Here is a 20,143-nt window from a genome sequence, read left to right as displayed (position 1 = left end):
CAATTTGGTAAGGTAATGGCTGAACTCGGTATAACTCATATCAAAGCAATGACCCCGCAAGCCAAAGGGCGTATTGAACGTCTTTGGGGTACTTTTCAAGACCGTTTAGTTATCGAACTTCGATTGCTTGGTATTTGCACTTTGGAAGAGGCCAATCGAGTACTTCCAGAACTGATCCAAAAACATAATCAAACTTTTGCTATTAAACCCCAGGAAGCTGGGTCTGCCTACCGTCCTCTACCTGAGGGGATGAATTTAGAGTATATCTTTACTGTTCGAAGCTACAGACAAATTGGTTCAGGCCAAACCATTTCCTATAATGGGAAGGTCTATACATTAGCTCAAAAACCTTCACAGCCATTTAAGACAAAGACAACTGTTGAAGTACGGGAAACTATTCAGGGTAAGCTAGTCATTTGGCACCAGGGACAAATTTTCGAATTGCAGGAAACACAAAAACCTAACCGCCATGAACAGAACTCAAAAACAAAAACAGCGAGTCCTGCGCCCTCACGCAAACCCGCTGCTTCACATCCATGGCGTAAACCATGGTCTAATCAAAAGCAAGTTCAGAGTAACATAAATGTGTGACTTTCTACAAGATCTTAATCTTAGAACTTTATTTATTGAAAGACCAATAAGTAACTTTCAGGCAACACTAGCCTGTTCACTTTACCCTTGATGGTAAGTGGCTCCCTTTGGTATGCTGACCCGTTAGAGCACCCCTACAGGGGTGTTTTCCCCTGTAGGGTCAGTATTGGGTTTTCAAAGGGAGCAGAGGCTCGCCGTCAAGGGTGGGTGAATATTATATACTAATACGCTAATAATTAACCAAGGAATATGACATTTTCATAGAACAATTAAGGTGACATTTTCACTGACGATTGACAGATTTTTTATACTATATAGAAAAAGGGCTTATCTGAAGCCCTTCTGATTAAAAAATTAGATATGAATTTCATTTCTTCCTTCAAGATAACGCTCTAATTTTCTTTTAACCCTTTGCAATGCATTATCAATCGATTTAACATGTCGATTAAGGTCTTCAGCAATTTCCTGATAAGAACGGCCATCTAAATATAATCTTAAGACTTGACGTTCCAAATCGCTTAGAATTTCTCCTAATTTTTCTTCAATATCATCAAATTCTTCTTGATTAATGACTAATGCTTCCGGATCCATCAATTTGTTAGTACAAATCACATCGAGTAATGTGCGATCAGAATCTTCGTCGTAAATTGGCTTGTCCAACGAAATATATGAATTGAGGGGAATATGTTTTTGTCTTGTAGCTGTTTTAATTGCGGTAATAATTTGTCTGGTTACACACAATTCGGCAAATGCCTTGAAAGAGGTGAGTTTGTCTCCTCGATAATCTCTTATCGATTTATATAAACCAATCATTCCTTCTTGAACAATATCCTCCCGATCAGCACCAATAAGGAAATAAGATCGCGCTTTTGCTCGCACAAAATGCTTATACTTATGTATAAGATACTCAAGCGCATCGTGGTCTCCAGCATGGATATAATCCACTAAATCTTCATCTACTATATGCTCATATCGAGCTAATAGCTTCTTCTCCTCGAGGTTGACACTCACCGCGATCCCTCCGATTATTCTACTGTTCGGTCGTACAATTTATAATCGTATACCACATTATATATTATGTAATCTAGAATCGTCAATAAAACCCTATTTTTCCCTACGCCAATTTTCTAAAATTTTCATCATTTCATCATCAAGCGATGAAAAAATATTACGTTTTAATTCTTTATTTTGTTTTTCAACATTTCTTTTTACTGAGTCCATCATTGATTCTTTTTCAATCCTTAACTCTCTAGCAGAGATTCTTAAGGCTCCTTGTCCAAAAATAACACTTTGTTCTGTATAGTCAGAGGTAGCAACATAAATCTGCCTTCTTCGGTGATCCAACTTTTTAACCAACTTTTCTATTAATTCATCAGCTGTTTCATTCTCTTTGGTATAGTAGATCGTAATCCTTTTATATTGGTACTTTTTCCCTTCCCCAGGAACTTGATGTGCGTCAAAAACAACAATTATCTTTCTGCCAGTATAAGCTTGATATTCTGTTAACCAATTTAACAGTTCATCCCTAGCTTCTTCTAATCGCCCTTGATCTTTTAATTCCCTTAAATTTGCCCAAGCTCCTATGATATTGTATCCGTCGATGATCAGAATTTCTTCCATGAAATTTCCCCCAGAAGTTAGAAACCTCGATTTCGGTATACTTCAAACATCATAATGGCCGCAGCAACAGAAGCATTTAAAGAGTTAACATGTCCTTTCATAGGCAATTTTACGATAAAATCGCACTTTTCTTTAATGAGCCGGGACATCCCCTTACCTTCACTACCAATGACTAACACAATAGGAATCTGATAATCCACTTCGGTGAAAGATTGTTTTGCTGATGCATCTGTACCAACCACCCAAAAACCCTCTTCTTTTAATTGATCAAGGGTTTGCGCTAAATTGGTTACCCTTGTTACAGGCACATATTCGATTGCACCTGCTGAGGTTTTAGCCACTGTTGCAGTTAAACCAACAGACCTTCTTTTGGGAATGATGATCCCATTTACTCCTACTACATCCGCTGTCCTTAGGATTGAGCCTAAATTATGAGGATCCTCGATCTCATCTAGCATAACAAAAAAAGGGATTCCATTGGTTTCTTTAACCTTTTGCAGTAGATTTTGAAAATCTTCATATCGATAAGCTGCAATAGAGGCAATAACCCCTTGATGATCGGTTGTTTCCGCCATTTGATCCAATTTTCTCCTAGGAACAAATTGTGTGATAATACCTCGTTCCTTTGCCATGACTAACACTTTGTTCATCGCTGCTTTTTGAGTCCCTTCAGCGATATAGATTTTGTTGATGGAACGCTCTGATTGTAATGCTTCAATGACCGGATTTTTTCCCATAATAAAAAGATTATCATTTTTGTCCATTTTCTTCACCATCTTGTCTTTTGTCATTATATTGGATCGCTTCAAAAACAATTTGTTCTAGGCGGTCTATTTGATGAGATAAATATAGAAATCCAATTAGTGCTTCAAAAGCAGTACTATGTCGATATTCAATGACATTTGCATTTTTAGGAACTGTAGATGATTTTGTATTACGGCCACGCTTAACGATATCTGCTTCTTCCTCGGTTAATAATGGCATAATATAATGAAGTACCCTTGATTGGGCTTTTGCTGATACATAGGAAATTGCTTGCTTATGCAGTACATTAGGTTTTCCACCTTTAGAGAGGATAAATTCTCTAATGTACAGTTCATAGACTGCATCACCCATATAAGCTAAGGTTAAAGCGTTCATTTCTTTAGGATTTAGTGGCTTCCGATCCATCTTCATAATCATTTCCTTTTCCATCTTACTCCTTGAGGAGTATCTTCTAAAAGAATACCCTTTTCAAATAATTGATTTCTTATCTCATCAGCTCTTTGCCAGTTTTTATTCTTCCTAGCTATATTTCTTTCCTCGATCAATTCTTCGATCCAATCCTCACTGCTACTTTTTGTTCCCTCTATAAGTAACGGCTCTAAACCAAGAATGTTTAACCAAGTTTTCATGATGTCTAGCATTACTATCATGGTTTGTTTGCTTACTTTTTCTTGTTGAATATAAATGTTTATTTGTTTCATTAAATCAAATAAGACAGTAATGGCATTTGCTGTATTAAAATCGTCATCCATTTCTTTTTCAAATCTCACTTTTAATTCCTCAACAACCTGTTTCATCTCTTCTTCTAATAAATGATCGTTTTCCTCTATTTCTAGACGATGTAGTAAATTATCTATAGATATCTTAATTCTATCCACACTATTTTTAGCTTGAATAAGTAAATCCTCCGAAAAGGAAATGGGGTGCCTATAATGAACGCTTAAGATTAAGAACCTTAATACCATTGGTTCATATTGTTCGATTAATTCACGAACGGTCAAAATATTACCAAGTGACTTTGACATTTTTTCATTATTAATATTAATATAACCATTATGCATCCAATAGTTTGCTAATGGCTTATGGGTTAACATTTCTGATTGAGCGATCTCATTTTCATGGTGAGGAAAGATTAAATCTGCTCCACCTGCATGAATATCAATGGTTTCACCCAAATACTTTTTAACCATAGCAGAGCATTCAATATGCCATCCAGGTCTTCCTTTCCCCCATGGACTTTGCCATGACGTTTCTCCTGGTTTAGCAGACTTCCATAAGGCAAAGTCTAAGGGATTCATTTTTTTCTCTCCAATTTCAATTCTAGCCCCAACCAGTAAATCATCTACTGATTGATTAGATAACTTACCATATCCCTCAAATGCTTCCGTTTTAAAATAGACATCTCCTTCTTTTTCATAAGCCGCATTTTGATTGACTAATTCCTGTATAAAGTTTTTAATTTCATCTATATTTTCTGTTACTTTAGGATTAACATTCGCTTGTCTGATATTTAATGCCTTGGCATCCACTAAAAATTCTTGAATAAAACCTTCAGAAATCTCTTTTACTTCCTTTTTAAGTTCATTCGCTTTATTGATAATTTTGTCATCAATATCAGTGAAATTTTGAACATAGTTTACCTCATAACCTTTATACTCTAAATAACGACGTACTGTATCAAATACAATCAATGGTCTAGCATTACCTAAGTGGATCAAGTTATAAACCGTCGGTCCGCATACATACATGCTGACTTTCCCTTCTTGAATTGGTTTAAACACACCCTTTTTTCGAGTCAAAGTATTATAAATTTGTATCATTTTATTTCCCACCTTTAAGCTTATCAAGTTCCCTTTTCAATTCATCAATTTGCGTTTGCATCGAACGGATCATATCTGCGATTGGGTCAGGCAAATGAACTTGGTCTAGCTCATCTTTTATCCTCATCCCATTTTGGATTACGATTCTACCAGGGATGCCAACAACCGTAGAATGAGGAGGAACTTCACGTAAGACGACAGAGCCTGCCCCAATCTTTGAATAGTCGCCTATTTTCATCGACCCTAATATTTTGGCTCCTGAGGCAATTAAAACATGATTGCCGATCGTTGGATGCCTTTTCCCTTTTTCCTTTCCAGTACCACCTAATGTAACCCCTTGATAGATTGTCACATCATCTCCGACTTCACAAGTTTCACCTATAACGACACCTGACCCATGATCAATAAATAATCTCCTTCCTATTTTGGCAGCTGGGTGAATTTCAATTCCAGTCAAAAACCGGGCAAAATTTGAAACGATTCTAGCCAATAAACGGAAGTGATGATTCCATAAATAATGGGCAAATCGGTAATACCATATGGCATGAAGCCCAGAATAAGTGAGCATTACCTCCCAGAACCCCCCAGCAGCTGGATCCTTTTCCTTTATATTTTGGACATCTTCCTTTATTCTCTCCCACATACCTTCTCACCTCACACGTTATAACTAAATAGTCAAAAATGTGACGACCTCCATCGAAGAGTATTCCGATTACTTTTGCGGGGTACCATGGATATTGAAAGAAAGTTATGCTTTCTCTGCTTTTTAAAAAAAACCGCCTCTATGCCTAGGCACAGAGGCGGTATATCCGTGGTTCCACTCTGTTTAGAATGTATAAATAATACATCCTCACTTTTATTCCGATAACGGGGGACCCGTTGAAACCTACTTATATTTCAGCCCAATGCTCAAAAGTGCATTTCAATGATTGATTGACAAACTTCTTTCAGCCTAGGAAGTTTTCTCTTAAGACAATTAATCATTTACTCTCTTTCTCATCGCAATTCTATAGTTTTCTACCCTATTTTATTCTTATTCTCTATTTTTCATGCCTTGTTGTCAAGAAGCGACTAATACGTTTTAAAACTTTCTCTTTTCCTAATAAGTATAAGGTTTGAGGAAGATCTCTTCCATGCATTAATCCTGTTGCAGCAACTCGGATAGGCATAAATAATTGTTTACCTTTATACCCTGTTTCTTTTTGAACGCTTTTTAATGCGGCTTGAATCGTTTCTGGTTGGTATTCAGTCAATTCATCTAATTGTTTATAAAATGCTTCCATTATAACCGGAATATGGCTCTCAGCAAGTATAGCTTGTTCTTCTGTTCCATATTGAACATCTTCTTCAAAGAACACCGTAGATAAATCAACGATTTCCTTCGCATAATTCAATTGATCCTGATAGAGTCCAACTAAGGTTTTTACCCAATGTTCTTGCTCTTCATTTAACTTCTCTGGAAGTAATCCGGCCTGTTGTAAATGAGGAAGACACAAATCATATATTCGCTCTAATGATGCCATTTTAATATAGTGATTATTCATCCAATATAATTTGTTTACATCAAAAACTGCAGGACTCTTGGAAACCCTTTCTAATGTAAATTGTGCGATCATTTCTTCCTTTGAAAGAATTTCTTCTTCCCCTTCAGGACTCCATCCAAGTAATGCGACAAAATTTACAATCGCTTCAGGTAAAAAACCAAGTGTTTTATACTGTTCCACAAACTGAATAATCGATTCATCACGTTTACTCATTTTTTGCCGGTCTTGATTAAGAATAAGAGAAACATGGGCAAATTGTGGGATATCCCAACCAAAGGCATGATAAATAACTAATTGTCTAGGTGTATTGGATAGATGTTCTTCCCCACGAATAACATGGGTGATCTTCATTAAGTGATCATCAATGGTTACAGCAAAATTATAGGTTGGAATTCCATCTGGCCTTACAATAACAAAATCACCAATCCCATTCGAATCAAACTCTACTTCTCCACGTACAGCATCATTTACCTTTAAAATCTGGTCTTCAGGTACGTGAAAACGAATACTAGGCTTTCTTCCTTCTTTTTCATATGTCTCTTTTTGTTCAGGGCTTAATAGTCTACACTTCCCTGAATATCTTGGTGTCTCTCCCTTTTCGATATAACTTTGCCTTTCTACTTCTAATTCCTCTGGTGTACAATAGCAATGGTATGCATGACCTTGCTTTAATAATATATCTACATGGTTACGATATATATCTAAGCGATCCATTGAACGATACGGCCCATACTCTCCACCTATATCGACTGATTCATCCCAATCTAATCCAAGCCATTTTAAACTAGCCAAAAGTTTTTCTTCTGCACCCTCTACATTTCGAGATTGATCGGTATCTTCAATCCGGATAATAAATCGGCCATTTTTTCTTCTTGCTAATAGATAGTTAAATAAAGCTGAACGAGCACTTCCTATATGTAAATGTCCTGTTGGACTTGGTGCAAATCTTACCCTTACTTGATCTGACATGAAGAATCCCTTCCTTCATATTTATTTATGCATGTTTTATCATAGCATAATCTTTATTTCCAATCACCATTTTGATAATAAAACGACTGCTTGTGCAGCAATTCCTTCTTCCCTACCTGTAAATCCTAATTTTTCCGTTGTGGTAGCTTTAATATTGATTTGGTTTATTTCACATTCTAAGATAGTAGCAATAATTTCTTTCATTTTAGGGATATGTTCTGCCATTTTAGGTTTTTGCGCAATAATTGTCATATCCGCATTTTCTATTGTAAAGCCTTCTTCTGTTGCGTACTGCCAAACCTTTCTTAATATCTCTTTACTATCAATCCCTTTAATCGTTGGATCATGATCGGGAAACCATCGCCCAATATCTCCTTTTGCTAATGCTCCTAATATCGCATCTGCTAATGCATGAAGCAGCACATCAGCATCAGAATGACCTAATAAACCCTTGTCATAAGGGATATGTACACCACCTATAATCAATTTCCTATTTCCCACAAATTGATGAACATCAAAGCCTTGTCCAATTCTTATCAATTCTCTTCACTCCATTGGTCTGATATCGCTTTAGCAATCAAAAGATCTTCAGGTGTGGTAATTTTAATGTTCTGATAATCACCTTCAAGAACATGTACTTTCACGCCAAGTCTTTCGACTAAAGAGGCGTCATCTGTACCAATAAAAAGATCAGCTTTTGCTTTTTTATATGCTTCTTTTAAAATAGACAGACGAAAAGCTTGTGGGGTTTGTATTGCCCACAAGCTCTTACGATCAGGCGTATTGATAATGATACCTGATTCGTCAATCACTTTTACCGTATCTTTGATGGGAACACCTAATACAACAGCATCAAAGATTTGAACCTTATCTATTAGATTTTTTATATGTTGTTCCTTCAGGAATGGTCTTGCACCATCATGCACCATTACCCATTCTGAGTGTAAAAATGCTAGGCCATGATCGATACTTTCTTGTCTTTCGGCTCCTCCATCTACGATTGCATCTACCGAAATATGATATTCCCGTAATAATTGCTGAACTAATTCTTTTTCACTAGGATTAACGACAAGTATAATTTCATCGATCCATGGTTTTTGATAAAACCGTTCTAAAGTATGAATAAGAATAGGTTTGCCATTCAAATGAAAGAATTGTTTGTTAAAACCAAGCCCCATTCTTTTCCCTTGCCCAGCAGCTGGGATAAGCACTCCACATTTCATTGTACCAATCACCTATAACGCCTTTTCTAATAATTTGGGTTTTGCAAAAATCATTCTACCTGCTGAAGTCTGTAAAACGCTTGTGACTAAAACGTCAATATGATGCCCAATAAATTCTCTTCCGCCTTCAACCACAATCATTGTTCCGTCATCAAGATAAGCAATCCCCTGGTTATATTCCTTTCCATCCTTAATCACTTGAACATTCAATTCTTCACCAGGTAGTACCACAGGTTTCACTGCATTAGATAAATCATTGATATTAAGTACAGGTACGCCTTGTAGCTCGCAAACTTTATTTAAATTAAAATCATTGGTTACTACTTTTCCCTCTAGAACCTTTGCTAATTTTACAAGTTTACTATCTACTTCTTGAATCTCCTCAAAATCTCCTTCGTAAATAACCACATTAATATCTAATTCTTTTTGAATCTTATTTAAAATATCAAGACCACGTCGCCCTCTATTTCGTTTTAAAGTATCGGAAGAATCTGCAATATGCTGTAATTCTTCTAGTACAAAATGAGGAATAACTAGAATCCCTTCAATAAAACCAGTTTTACAAATATCTGCTATTCTCCCATCGATAATAACACTTGTATCCAGAATCTTGTGTTCGTATTTTGGGACTTGCTCTTTTTTATAAGTTTTATCCTTGTTTAGTTTCCCTAAAGAAAGGATAGAAACGATCTCATCTCGTTTTTTAAATCCGAGTCTAAATCCAAAATATCCTAAGAAAACGGAAAGGAAAATAGGAACAACCACATTAACAATAGGGATAATATTAATCGCTTGGGAAAGTAAAGCAGCAACAATAAGCCCCAATATCATTCCAATCATACCAAATAAAAAATCAATAATAGGAATCTTTAATATCAGTTCCTCCCCTTTATGAACCCATACGATGATGGTATCCATAAACCAAGCTGTTGATAAATATAAAATGAGTGCACCAAAAACCATACCTATGATTGATAAGACGACTTCATTTAAACCAAATAAATCATTTCGGAGCAAACGTATCAAATCAGGCATGTAAAGAAAACCTAATGTTCCTCCAAGAAAAATAAAAAATATTTGAAATGCTCTTTTCAACATTTCTTCACCTCCTTTTTCCAGTATTAACATTCCAAAGAAAAACAAACCTCAAATTACTTTATTTATCATATTAACGTTCCATTGTAGAAAAAAAGCGTCAAAAAGACGCGTCTTTCTCAGAAATAATATTTTCTAATAACTTAAATGCCTCTTCTTGTTTTAGTTCCTTTGCAAGCACAAGTTCACTTATCAGAATTTGTTTTGCATTTTCCAGCATTTTCTTTTCACCAGTGGATAATCCTTTTTCTTGATCTCTTAACATTAAATTACGTACAACATCTGCTATTTCATAAATATCTCCACTTTTCATTTTATCCAAGTTTGCCCGGTAGCGACGATTCCAATTTGCCGTATTATCTTTTTGGTGGTTTTTAAGTATGTCCATTACGTGATCGATTTCTTTTTCATCTACTACCTGTCTAAGACCGATTTCACTAACATTATTCATCGGAATCATCACTTTCATATCACCAATAGGGATACGCATGATATAATATCTCTTTTTTTCACCTAGAATTTCCTTCTCTTCAATAGATTCTATTACACCTGCGCCATGCATCGGATACACCACTTTATCCCCAACATTAAACAATATTCGTCACCCCCGGCTTAGAAATACGTTTCCATTTTATCACATTTTAATTATAGTGTCAAATTTAAAATTATTATATTAGCATACTATGTAGCTGTAAGTCAATATAGTTCAAACATAAAATCTTTATTTTTTTAAAATACTACTCTATACGTTCAACAATCATAAATAGTTTCAAAAAAAAAGAAAAAAGACCTATATAAAATAAGTCTTTTATGAATGGTTCTTTCCTCTATTTAAGTTCAGATTCTAACTCATCATCAGTCAAATGATCTTTTTTTTTGGAAAATCCTTTTCGAATCCCGTAAATCGCATATAAAGCTAATGGTAAAAAGACAATTTTAGGGAATTCAGTTGGATACTTCACCGCTATTATGACAACTAAAAGAATAATAACAGGGGTAATCCAATAAGCTGCTTTAGGAATTCCAACTTTTTTAAAGTTAGGATATTTAATATTACTGACCATTAAATAAGATAGAAAAATCATCGTTAAAGATAAAACGACTGGTGAAAAAACCTCATGGTATAGGGTAATTGTCGCCAAAACTCCACCAGCAGCGGTAATTGGCAAACCAATAAAATAGCCTGGTATTCCAGCCTTAACGTTGAAGCGAGCAAGTCTTAATGCACCTGCAATTGGGAATATAGCTGTCACAAGCCAACCTAAAGGGCCTTGATCATGTATAACAGCTACATACATGATAAAAGCTGGAGCAACTCCAAAGGAAATAACATCTGAAAGAGAATCCAGTTCCTTTCCAAATTCACTCTGTGTGTTAAGAACCCGAGCAATTCTACCGTCTAAACCATCTAGTAACATGGCAATAATCACCATGATTGCAGCATATTCCGGTACTCCCTGAAATGCTAAAATGATTGAAATGATTCCCAAAAATAAATTCCCAACCGTAAATAGACTGGGAAGTATGCGATTAATCATTCTAAATACCTCCCGATCATCGTTTTTCCAGAATAAACTTTATCCCCTTTTTCTACAACGATTTCTGTCTTAACAGGTAAATAAAGTTGTGTTCCAGAACTAAATTTAATCATTCCTATTTTATCACCCTTTTTAATTTTTTGCCCTAATTTTGACCAATTTACAATTCGCCTTGCCATAATTCCAGCGATTTGAACAACGAGTACCTTCATTTTTTCATTTTCTATCCCTATAAAATTTTTTTCGTTTACTACATGGCTTTCAGGTCTTGTGGCAGGGATAAATTTGCCTTTTTTGTACTCTATAAATTTAACTTCACCTGAAATTGGACTACGATTGATATGAACATCTAATGGGCTCATAAAAATACTTATGCAGATAGCCCTCTGCTTCATGAATGATGTTTCTTCAATTTCACGAATATCTGTAATCACCCCATCTGCAGGAGCCATGATGGCTAATTCATCATTGATAGGTGATTCTCGCTTAGGATCCCTAAAAAAGTAAAGAACAAATAAGATAAGACCAATCCCAATCAATGATAACCAAGGTTGGATTTCATATAAGACGCCAGTTAAGATCAAAAGAATACCAAGTGTAGGTAGTCCTTCCTTAATCAAAGCATGATGTTTCACAATCTCACCTCAATAGAGTTTAAATATGTCGATCAATGAAGACTTGTTCCTGGATTCGCTTGAGTCCTTCTTTAATCGCCCTAGCTCGAACCTCACCAATTCCATCAACATCATCTAATTCTTCAATTGTTGCCATCATCACTCTTGATAATTGAGAAAATTGCTCTACTAAATTGTTAATAATTGGACTTGGCAACTTTGGAATTCGACTTAATATACGGAAACCTCTAGGAGAAACAGGTTCTTCTTGAATATTGATGTTACCTGTATATCCAAGTAAACGAACAATATTTTGGCTTTCCAATAATTCATCTGGAGTTAATTTCTTTAACTCAGTTAAGACACGTTTAACTTCTTCTTCATTTTGCTCTTTATGGTAGTCTTTCATTAAACGGTACGCTTCATTTTCAATATTTGCTACCAATTCTTCAAGTTGCATGCTAATCAAACGACCTTCTGTTCCTAATTCATTGATAAATCGCTCAATTTCAGATTTTATTCGCTGAACCATTTCAATTCTTTGTATGACCAATACAACATCATTTAAAGTGACTAATTCTTCGAATTCCATAGCTGATAAATTCGTAAGAGCCTGATCCAAAACAGATTTATATTTTTCTAGTGTTTGTATCGCTTGATTTGCTTTCGTTAAAATAACACCAATATCTTTTAAAGCATAACGATAATTACCTTGATATAAGGTGATGACATTTCTTCTTTGTGAAATAGAAATGACCAAATGGCCTGTTTGTTTTGCAACCCTTTCCGCTGTTCGATGCCTTATTCCTGTTTCACTTGAAGAAATAGCAGTATCGGGATTTAAATGGGTGTTAGCAAATAAAATCCTTTTCAAATCATCACTTAAAATAATCGCTCCATCCATTTTCGCCAATTCGTATAGGTGGGCAGGCGTAAAGTCACAATTGATGGAAAATCCCCCATCTACGATATCCATTACTTCATTACTATATCCAACGACAATCAACCCGCCAGTTTTTGCCCTAAGAACATTTTCTAACCCTTCTCTAAAGGGGGTTCCAGGTGCAACTAATTTTAAAACACTGCTCATAAATTCTTCTCTTTTTATCTCTTTAGTCATGCCTTACCCTCCCAAAGCAATATCTAGAGCTTCCGCAATGGTTTTAACCCCAAACACTTCGACCCCTGAAGGAATATTCCAGCCTTTTATATTATTAAAGGGTATGATAATCCGATTAAAGCCTAATTTTTTAGCTTCAAGAACTCTTTGCTCAATTCTTGATACCCCTCTTACCTCACCAGTTAAACCAATTTCACCTATATATACGTCATGTGACCGAACCGCTCTGTCCCTAAAGCTAGAAGCGATACTTACTGCTATTGAGAGATCAATGGCAGGCTCTCCTATTTTTACCCCTCCAGCGATATTAACAAAAGCATCCTGATTTTGCAAAAACATACCTAACCTTTTTTCTAAAACTGCCATAATTAAAGCCACACGTTGTTGGTCGACCCCAGTAGCCATTCTTCTAGGAGTTACAAAGCTAGTAGGTGATAATAAAGCCTGTACCTCTACTAGCACAGGTCTAGTCCCTTCCATACTAGCAACAACAGAAGAACCTGCGACTCCCATTGGACGCTCAGATAAAAATAATTCGGAAGGATTTTTAACCTCGATTAGACCTTCCTCCTTCATTTCGAATATACCCATTTCATTGGTGGATCCGAAACGATTTTTGACTGCCCTTAGAATTCGATAGGTATGATGTCTTTCCCCTTCAAAATATAAAACAGTGTCTACCATATGTTCTAATAATCTGGGTCCGGCAATTTCTCCTTGTTTTGTGACATGACCAACAATAAAAATGGCGATACCTTTTGATTTGGCAATCCTCATTAGGTGTGCTGTCGATTCACGAACTTGTGCTACGCTTCCTGGGGCTGAAGTGATCTGTGGATGATAAACTGTTTGAATCGAATCAATAATAACGATCATAGGATTGATCTTGTCTATATGAGCTTCAATTTGTTCTAATTGATTTTCAGTTAATACCCATAACTCTTCTGCATGAACCCCTAAACGTTCTGCTCGCAATTTCGTCTGTTTCACTGACTCTTCACCCGAAACATACAAGACACGGTTTCCTGAACGAGCAATGCTTTGCGATGATTGTAGCAATAAAGTGGATTTTCCTATACCAGGATCTCCACCAACCAAGATTAGGGAACCTGGTACAATTCCTCCACCTAAAACACGATTTAATTCTTCTATATTTGTATTTATTCTTGGCTCTTCTTCAACATTTATTCCAGATATTGATTGTGGGGAGGAAGACCAGGAAATTTGTAAACGATTTGGACTAGATGTTTTCTGTTCTATTTCCTCTACCATAGTATTCCATTGATGACAACCTGGACATTTTCCCATCCATTTTGGGCTTTCATATCCACATTCTTGGCATATATATTTACTTTTTATTTTACTCATCTAAATTTCCCCATTTTTATATCTACTATTTATATATCATACCGTATTTAATTACGAACTACAACGATAAGAGAAAAGGACCCCTTAAATAGAGTCCTCATAACACTTTTTAAAAAATTACTTTTTAACGACTAAGGCATCATTTTCAACATCTATCGTTACAACGTCACCTTTCTTAATATTTCCTTTTAAAAGTTCCTCAGAAAGTTTATCTTCGATATGCTTTTGAATGGCTCTACGCAAAGGGCGAGCACCAAAATTAGGATCATATCCTTCTTTTGCTAAGAACTCTTTCGCTCCTTCATTTAGTATAAAATCAATTCCTTGTTCTTTTAACCTTTCACGCAACTGATTGGCCATAAGAGTAACAATTTCCTTAATATCCTCTTTTGAAAGTGCATGGAAAACAATCACTTCATCAATTCTGTTCAAGAACTCAGGTCTAAAGTTACGTTTTAACTCACTCATGACTCGATTCTTCATATTTTTATAATCATCTTCTGCTGTTCTCGTTGTAAATCCTAATCCAGTGTCTTTCTTAATCATCTCGGCGCCAACATTGGATGTCATAATCACTACTGTGTTTTTAAAATCAACCATTCTTCCTTTACCATCTGTTAAACGACCATCTTCTAAAACTTGCAATAGAATATTAAAGACTTCTGGATGAGCTTTTTCTATTTCATCAAGTAAAACGACGGAGTATGGCTTTCTTCTAACCTTTTCAGTTAATTGCCCACCTTCTTCATAACCAACATATCCTGGAGGTGCCCCAATTAAACGAGAGGTTGCATGTTTTTCCATATATTCCGACATATCAATACGAATGACTGCATTCTCATCGCCAAACATCGCTTCAGCTAATGCTCTTGCTAATTCAGTCTTTCCAACCCCTGTTGGTCCAAGGAAAATAAATGAACCAATAGGTCTTTTAGGATCTTTAAGTCCTGCTCTTGCTCTTCGAATCGCTCTAGAAATTGCCTTAACTGCTTCTTCTTGACCGATAACTCTTTCATGTAATATCGATTCCATTTTTAATAATCGTTCTGTCTCTTCTTCAGCCATTTTTGTTACAGGAATCCCTGTCCAGCTAGCAACCACATGAGAAATATCATCAATAGAGACCTCTGTGTCTGTACGTCCCTGCTGTTCCTTCCATTTATTTTTGGTTACTTCTAATTCTTCTTTTAGTTGTTGTTCTCTATCCCTTAAAGAAGCTGCCTTTTCAAATTCCTGACTCTGTACAGCAGAATCCTTTTCCTTTTTGATTTCGGCTAATTTTTCCTCTAATTCTTTTAAATTTGGTGGGACTGTATAGCTATGAAGGCGAACTTTTGAAGCAGCTTCATCAATCAAATCAATTGCTTTGTCTGGTAAGAAACGATCAGTGATATATCGATCAGATAATTTCACCGCTTGTTCAATTGCTTCATCAGAAATTTTCACCCGATGATGTGCTTCATAGCGATCTCTTAATCCTTTTAAGATTTGTATTGTTTCTTCAACAGTTGGTGGATCAACCATAATGGGTTGAAAACGACGCTCTAACGCAGCGTCTTTTTCAATATATTTACGATACTCATCCAAAGTTGTTGCACCGATTGCTTGCAGCTCACCTCTAGCTAAGGCAGGTTTTAGAATATTTGAGGCATCAATAGCCCCTTCTGCTCCACCTGCTCCTATTAGCGTATGAAGTTCATCGATAAATAGAATGATATTACCGGCTTGTCGAATTTCCTCCATTACCTTTTTTAGCCGATCCTCAAACTCACCACGATATTTTGTTCCGGCTACTAAAGTCCCCATGTCTAGTGACATCACTCTTTTATCCCTTAATGTTTCAGGAATCTCATTATTTACGATTCTCTGAGCCAACCCTTCTGCAATTGCTGTTTTCCCAACTCCAGGTTCTCCAATCAGAACTGGGTTATTTTTTGTTCTTCGACTTAATACTTGAATCACACGTTCAATTTCCTTTTCTCTACCAATCACAGGGTCTAATTCACCATTTTTCGCAATAAAAGTAAGGTCTCTCGCTAAAGAATCTAAAGTTGGGGTATTATGGTTAGCGTGATGCGGCTGATGCGATGAAACCGCCTCTGTGTTTCCAAGTAATTGCAATACTTGTTGCCTAGCTTTATTTAAGCTAACACCTAAATTATTTAGTACCCTTGCTGCTACGCCTTCTCCTTCACGGATAAGCCCTAATAAGATATGCTCAGTTCCCACATAAGTATGTCCCAATTTCCTAGCTTCGTCCATTGATAACTCTATTACTTTCTTTGCTCTAGGCGTATAGGAAATGGTCATAGGTTTCCCTTGGCCTTTACCTATTAAGGACTCAACTTCAGCTTGAACTTTTTCTAAGCTGATATTTAAAGATTGCAAAGCTTTTGCCGCAATTCCTTCTCCCTCTTTAACTAACCCTAATAAAATATGTTCAGTTCCTATATTATAATGCCCAAGTCTAACAGCCTCTTCTTGAGCTAATGCTAAAACCTTTTGTGATCTTTCAGTAAAGCGTCCGAACATCATGATTTTTTCCTCCTTCTTTTTACCTTTTAGTTAATCTTTCTCTAATGATTGTAGCTCTACGCACATCTCTTTCCTCTGGTGTTAGGACATTACCGGCATCCAATTGTAGAAAACCTGGTTGAGTCAATACCATCAATTCATTTAATATTGTTGATGAAACACCTTTAATCATCGCCAAATCTATTCCTAGCCTTACATCTGACAATCGTTGCATTGCTTCCTTAGAATCCATTATTTTTGCATAAGATAAAATACCATAGGATCTTCCAACCCTATCTTCTAACTTTGTTTTAGATTCCAGAAGCAAGTTTTTTCTAAATTGTCTTTCATGGTCGATAATTTGGTTAACGACCCCTTGTAAATTATCAATAATATCCTCTTCCGTTTGTCCTAAGGTAATCTGATTGGATATCTGAAATAGATTACCTAGTGCTTCACTTCCCTCACCATATATCCCTCTAACGGTTAATCCTACTTGAGTAATAGCAGAGATGATTCGGTTGATTTGTCCCGTTATAACCAATGCCGGCAAATGAAGCATAACAGATGCTCTAATTCCTGTACCTACATTTGTTGGGCAACTGGTCAAGTAACCTCTTTTCTCATCAAAAGCATATTCAAGCTTTTGCTCTAATAAATCATCTATTTGATTTGCCATTTTCCAAGCCTCATAAATTTGAAATCCCGGATATAAACATTGAATCCTAAGATGGTCTTCCTCATTGATCATAATACTAATTGCTTCATTTTCACTTAGCGATACAGCCCCTCTACGGGATTCATGAGCTAGATTTGGACTGATTAAATGTTTTTCTACCAGAACCCTTCTTTGTAGCTCACTTAAATGTTCTATTTCAATTAATTCAAATTTACTAATTTTCTTTATTGCTTCTTGGTTCAAAGCCCTACTGATTTCATCAACTACTGCTCGCGCTTCAGAATCAGTTTCTAACAAAGGGAAAGGATGATTTCTTAAATTTCTTGCTAAACGTAATCGACTACTGATCACAATATCTGATTCAGGTCCAGCACCACTCATCCATTCACTTATTGGATTTCTTAAAAATCGATCTAATGACATTTCGCCTCAACCCCGTCTTTCCGTAAGTTTGAGCTCAAGTTCTTTAATTTTATCCCTAATTTTTGCCGCTTCTTCAAATTCCTCTAAAGCTATCTTTTTTTGAAGTTGATCCTTTAATTCTCGAAGTTCCTTCTTTAATTTTATTTTTCCCCCTGTACGAGTAGGAACTTTGCCACTATGCTGACTATTGCCATGGATTCGTCTAAAAATGGGTTCCAATTGAGGCTCAAAATATTGGTAACAGTCACTACATCCAAACTTACCCGTTTTTTTGAATTGATTAAAAGTTAAACCGCAATTTTTACAACGTAAAGGATCCATAGATGTATTTGGAGAATGACCATGTACCATTTGGTCAAAATTTAATAATCCTGATAGTAACTGGGGAAATGAAAAAACATTTGTATCAGTAGGTATGATTTCTCCTTTTTCCTTTGCACATTGCTCACATAAATGCATTTCGTTCTTTTGTCCATTTATAATTTTGGTAAAGTGAAGTGTTGCTGGTTTTTCCCCACAATTTTCGCAAAGCATTCAACTTCCCTCCTTCTATTTCGAAAAAATAACCCTTAATGTTGCCTTTAGTATATTTGAACGGATTTGATCACGTATTGGTAATGGTAAACTTAGTACTTCTCTACTAATAATTGATTTTATGATGGAATACTCATTTTCATTAATAATCTTTTCTTCTTTTAATCTTTCTATTATAGTAATCGCTTGTGATTGAGCAATTTCTGACCCTATCAATTTATTTAAAGCCTTATAAAAAGAATCGTTTGATTCAATTTCTAACTTTTTTATCCTAATGTAACCTCCACCACCTCTTTTACTTTCAACAGAAAATCCTTTTTCTAGTGAAAAACGGGTACTGATTACATAGTTAATTTGGGAGGGAACAACTTGGAATTTTTCTGCTAGTTCACTTCTTTGAACTTCAATAACCCCGTCGTCACTAAATTCAAGAGCGGTTTTTAAAAATTGTTCAATGATGTCAGATATATTCCTCATTCTATCCTCCAATCGAAATAAAATTGACTTTGACTAACTTTGACCTTTATTTATATTATAATATCTATTTTGTATTTTGCCAATTCCCTAAAAGTTACTCGAACTTTTCATCTTTGAAGCATTGGTTATATAAAAAAAACAGAGCAGAATACTACTCTGTATTTTAACCAAGATATACTTCTTTTACACCCTTCACTTGTTTGATTGATTCTAGCCATTCAACACTGCCAAAATTTGATCAAAGGATTGAATGACCACATCTGCATTTTTTAATTCATCCTTAGATGAAAAGCCAAAATCACATCCAATCACAAAAAGCTTATTCGTTTTACCTGCTTCAACATCAGATTGTCGATCTCCTACCATTACTCCATTTTCAATCGAATAATCTTGAACCAGTTTTTTTACTAAATCATTTTTGCTCTTTGTTTCAAATTCGCCAGCACTATACATTGCTTCAAAATAATGATCAATACGAAAAGCTTTTGCAAGTTCTTTAATATATGTTTCTAGCCCATTACTGGCAACAAACAACCGATAACCTTGATTTTTTAATTGTAATAAAGTCTCAATGACTTGAGGGTATAAAGCTCCGTATCCTTCGCTTACTCCCTCAATCTCATAATGGAGCATATAATCATTTGCTTTTTTATGTGCTTCTAAGGAAAGATGAGGTAATAATGTTTGCCATATATCTTCTAATGTCTTTCCTATAACAGATAATAATTCCTCTTCACTAAATTTTTTCCCTATGTAATACCCTTCAGCTTCCAATCTTGCAAAGGTTTTCTCAAATGATGGAATCACTAATTTTTCTGTCTGAAATAATGTTCCATCAAAATCAAAGATGATAGTATCCACTTCATTGTTCAATTTATATACTCCTTTCTTAAAGAAGAAAAGTGCATTTATTATTTCTCATTATATAACAACTTAACGTTTTTTACTCCCCTAGCTTTCAAAACACAATAACTTTCTTCGACTTTCATAAGAAAAGATTGTATATTCCATCGTGCTCCGTCATCCGTGCCCTTCTATGAATAAAGATTAAGGAGAGAAGGGCACTTTTGAAAGTCGCAACTTATGGAATATACAAACCCCTAAATGACAAGTGCAAGAAAGTTATACTTTCTGGTGTATGAAATAATGTTTTTAGACACAAAAATATCCCAGTGACTATGATATGATTGAAATACTTAACCAAGTTTACTCAATCATCCACCCTACAAGGAGGTCATAGTCAATGAGA

General features: G+C 35.6%; 21 protein-coding genes and 1 other annotated feature. Of the genes, 1 reads left to right on the top strand and 20 read right to left on the bottom strand.

What is annotated here, in order from left to right; all coding sequences use genetic code 11:
• The coding region (locus tag TEPIDINF_RS14125) for a transposase family protein (RefSeq protein ID WP_476471650.1) at positions 1-591 on the top strand (591 nt) is incomplete at its 5' end.
• 354 nt (positions 592-945) lie between these two features.
• Here the strand turns inward: TEPIDINF_RS14125 and sigH are convergent.
• The 20 genes from sigH to TEPIDINF_RS14025 form a co-directional block, all read right to left on the bottom strand.
• Positions 946-1,602 carry an RNA polymerase sporulation sigma factor SigH gene (gene sigH / locus TEPIDINF_RS14120; protein ID WP_069799566.1) on the bottom strand — a complete coding sequence of 219 codons (657 nt, stop codon included), beginning with the start codon at positions 1,600-1,602 and terminating at the stop codon, positions 946-948.
• 93 nt (positions 1,603-1,695) lie between these two features.
• Complete coding sequence (locus tag TEPIDINF_RS14115) at positions 1,696-2,211, bottom strand: NYN domain-containing protein (protein WP_421692366.1); 516 nt, start codon at positions 2,209-2,211, stop codon at positions 1,696-1,698.
• Positions 2,212-2,228: 17 nt separating this feature from the next.
• A complete protein-coding gene (rlmB, locus tag TEPIDINF_RS14110; RefSeq protein ID WP_421692365.1) occupies positions 2,229-2,975 on the bottom strand; it encodes a 23S rRNA (guanosine(2251)-2'-O)-methyltransferase RlmB in 747 nt (248 codons plus the stop codon).
• Positions 2,962-3,387 carry a Mini-ribonuclease 3 gene (locus TEPIDINF_RS14105; protein WP_255421889.1) on the bottom strand — a complete coding sequence of 142 codons (426 nt, stop codon included), beginning with the start codon at positions 3,385-3,387 and terminating at the stop codon, positions 2,962-2,964. Before TEPIDINF_RS14105 ends, rlmB begins: the two co-directional genes overlap by 14 nt.
• A gap of 2 nt (positions 3,388-3,389) precedes the next feature.
• Positions 3,390-4,796 carry a cysteine--tRNA ligase gene (gene cysS, locus TEPIDINF_RS14100; RefSeq protein WP_069799574.1) on the bottom strand — a complete coding sequence of 469 codons (1,407 nt, stop codon included), beginning with the start codon at positions 4,794-4,796 and terminating at the stop codon, positions 3,390-3,392.
• 1 nt (position 4,797) lies between these two features.
• Positions 4,798-5,439 (bottom strand): serine O-acetyltransferase, encoded by a 642-nt coding sequence (gene cysE / locus TEPIDINF_RS14095; protein ID WP_068727161.1) that lies wholly within the window; start codon positions 5,437-5,439, stop codon positions 4,798-4,800.
• A 150-nt stretch (positions 5,440-5,589) separates the two neighbouring features.
• Positions 5,590-5,805: a binding site (T-box leader), on the bottom strand.
• Between the two features lie 31 nt (positions 5,806-5,836).
• Positions 5,837-7,309 (bottom strand): glutamate--tRNA ligase, encoded by a 1,473-nt coding sequence (gene gltX / locus TEPIDINF_RS14090; RefSeq protein ID WP_421692364.1) that lies wholly within the window; start codon positions 7,307-7,309, stop codon positions 5,837-5,839.
• Positions 7,310-7,372: 63 nt separating this feature from the next.
• Positions 7,373-7,849 (bottom strand): 2-C-methyl-D-erythritol 2,4-cyclodiphosphate synthase, encoded by a 477-nt coding sequence (gene ispF, locus TEPIDINF_RS14085; RefSeq protein ID WP_068727157.1) that lies wholly within the window; start codon positions 7,847-7,849, stop codon positions 7,373-7,375.
• A complete protein-coding gene (gene ispD / locus TEPIDINF_RS14080) occupies positions 7,846-8,532 on the bottom strand; it encodes a 2-C-methyl-D-erythritol 4-phosphate cytidylyltransferase (protein ID WP_421692363.1) in 687 nt (228 codons plus the stop codon). Before ispD ends, ispF begins: the two co-directional genes overlap by 4 nt.
• Positions 8,533-8,544: 12 nt before the next feature.
• Positions 8,545-9,630, bottom strand: a complete 1,086-nt coding sequence (locus TEPIDINF_RS14075) for a PIN/TRAM domain-containing protein (protein ID WP_068727152.1) — start codon at positions 9,628-9,630, stop codon at positions 8,545-8,547.
• A 97-nt stretch (positions 9,631-9,727) separates the two neighbouring features.
• On the bottom strand, positions 9,728-10,222 hold the full coding sequence (locus tag TEPIDINF_RS14070; protein ID WP_068727149.1) for a CarD family transcriptional regulator: 495 nt from the start codon (positions 10,220-10,222) through the stop codon (positions 9,728-9,730).
• Between the two features lie 232 nt (positions 10,223-10,454).
• The gene (gene pssA, locus TEPIDINF_RS14065) at positions 10,455-11,165 is read right to left on the bottom strand and encodes a CDP-diacylglycerol--serine O-phosphatidyltransferase (protein WP_181482271.1); all 711 of its coding nucleotides are present in this window, start codon (positions 11,163-11,165) and stop codon (positions 10,455-10,457) included.
• The gene (locus TEPIDINF_RS14060; RefSeq protein WP_421692362.1) at positions 11,162-11,800 is read right to left on the bottom strand and encodes a phosphatidylserine decarboxylase family protein; all 639 of its coding nucleotides are present in this window, start codon (positions 11,798-11,800) and stop codon (positions 11,162-11,164) included. Before TEPIDINF_RS14060 ends, pssA begins: the two co-directional genes overlap by 4 nt.
• A gap of 19 nt (positions 11,801-11,819) precedes the next feature.
• Positions 11,820-12,899: a DNA integrity scanning diadenylate cyclase DisA gene (disA, locus tag TEPIDINF_RS14055; RefSeq protein WP_068727141.1), complete on the bottom strand. Its 1,080-nt coding sequence runs from the start codon at positions 12,897-12,899 to the stop codon at positions 11,820-11,822.
• Between the two features lie 3 nt (positions 12,900-12,902).
• Positions 12,903-14,267, bottom strand: a complete 1,365-nt coding sequence (radA, locus tag TEPIDINF_RS14050; protein WP_421692361.1) for a DNA repair protein RadA — start codon at positions 14,265-14,267, stop codon at positions 12,903-12,905.
• A gap of 117 nt (positions 14,268-14,384) precedes the next feature.
• On the bottom strand, positions 14,385-16,802 hold the full coding sequence (locus TEPIDINF_RS14045) for an ATP-dependent Clp protease ATP-binding subunit (protein WP_069799586.1): 2,418 nt from the start codon (positions 16,800-16,802) through the stop codon (positions 14,385-14,387).
• Positions 16,803-16,821: 19 nt separating this feature from the next.
• Entirely contained in the window at positions 16,822-17,883 is a 1,062-nt protein-coding gene (locus TEPIDINF_RS14040) for a protein-arginine kinase McsB (RefSeq protein ID WP_068727135.1), read from the bottom strand.
• Positions 17,884-17,889: 6 nt separating this feature from the next.
• Positions 17,890-18,417: a protein-arginine kinase activator protein McsA gene (locus TEPIDINF_RS14035; protein ID WP_068727133.1), complete on the bottom strand. Its 528-nt coding sequence runs from the start codon at positions 18,415-18,417 to the stop codon at positions 17,890-17,892.
• 15 nt (positions 18,418-18,432) lie between these two features.
• Complete coding sequence (locus TEPIDINF_RS14030; RefSeq protein WP_069799590.1) at positions 18,433-18,894, bottom strand: CtsR family transcriptional regulator; 462 nt, start codon at positions 18,892-18,894, stop codon at positions 18,433-18,435.
• Between the two features lie 210 nt (positions 18,895-19,104).
• Positions 19,105-19,767 (bottom strand): HAD family hydrolase, encoded by a 663-nt coding sequence (locus TEPIDINF_RS14025; protein WP_069799592.1) that lies wholly within the window; start codon positions 19,765-19,767, stop codon positions 19,105-19,107.
• Positions 19,768-20,143: the final 376 nt, after the last annotated feature.

The organism is Tepidibacillus infernus, assembly GCF_048898065.1.
GTDB lineage: Bacteria > Bacillota > Bacilli > Tepidibacillales > Tepidibacillaceae > Tepidibacillus_B > Tepidibacillus_B infernus.
Note: the sequence above shows the minus strand (reverse complement) of the source record. Positions and strands in the feature narration are given on the sequence as shown.

Coding starts and splice junctions, on each gene's coding strand:
- gltX (WP_421692364.1), bottom strand. CDS start 7,309: ATGTCAGATCAAGTAAGGGTAAGATTTGCACCAAGTCCAACAGGACAT.
- TEPIDINF_RS14030 (WP_069799590.1), bottom strand. CDS start 18,894: ATGAGGAATATATCTGACATCATTGAACAATTTTTAAAAACCGCTCTT.
- radA (WP_421692361.1), bottom strand. CDS start 14,267: ATGAGTAAAATAAAAAGTAAATATATATGCCAAGAATGTGGATATGAA.
- TEPIDINF_RS14040 (WP_068727135.1), bottom strand. CDS start 17,883: ATGTCATTAGATCGATTTTTAAGAAATCCAATAAGTGAATGGATGAGT.
- TEPIDINF_RS14075 (WP_068727152.1), bottom strand. CDS start 9,630: ATGTTGAAAAGAGCATTTCAAATATTTTTTATTTTTCTTGGAGGAACA.
- TEPIDINF_RS14105 (WP_255421889.1), bottom strand. CDS start 3,387: ATGAAGATGGATCGGAAGCCACTAAATCCTAAAGAAATGAACGCTTTA.
- TEPIDINF_RS14045 (WP_069799586.1), bottom strand. CDS start 16,802: ATGATGTTCGGACGCTTTACTGAAAGATCACAAAAGGTTTTAGCATTA.
- TEPIDINF_RS14035 (WP_068727133.1), bottom strand. CDS start 18,417: ATGCTTTGCGAAAATTGTGGGGAAAAACCAGCAACACTTCACTTTACC.
- ispD (WP_421692363.1), bottom strand. CDS start 8,532: ATGAAATGTGGAGTGCTTATCCCAGCTGCTGGGCAAGGGAAAAGAATG.
- cysE (WP_068727161.1), bottom strand. CDS start 5,439: ATGTGGGAGAGAATAAAGGAAGATGTCCAAAATATAAAGGAAAAGGAT.
- disA (WP_068727141.1), bottom strand. CDS start 12,899: ATGACTAAAGAGATAAAAAGAGAAGAATTTATGAGCAGTGTTTTAAAA.
- pssA (WP_181482271.1), bottom strand. CDS start 11,165: ATGATTAATCGCATACTTCCCAGTCTATTTACGGTTGGGAATTTATTT.
- cysS (WP_069799574.1), bottom strand. CDS start 4,796: ATGATACAAATTTATAATACTTTGACTCGAAAAAAGGGTGTGTTTAAA.
- TEPIDINF_RS14115 (WP_421692366.1), bottom strand. CDS start 2,211: ATGGAAGAAATTCTGATCATCGACGGATACAATATCATAGGAGCTTGG.
- rlmB (WP_421692365.1), bottom strand. CDS start 2,975: ATGGACAAAAATGATAATCTTTTTATTATGGGAAAAAATCCGGTCATT.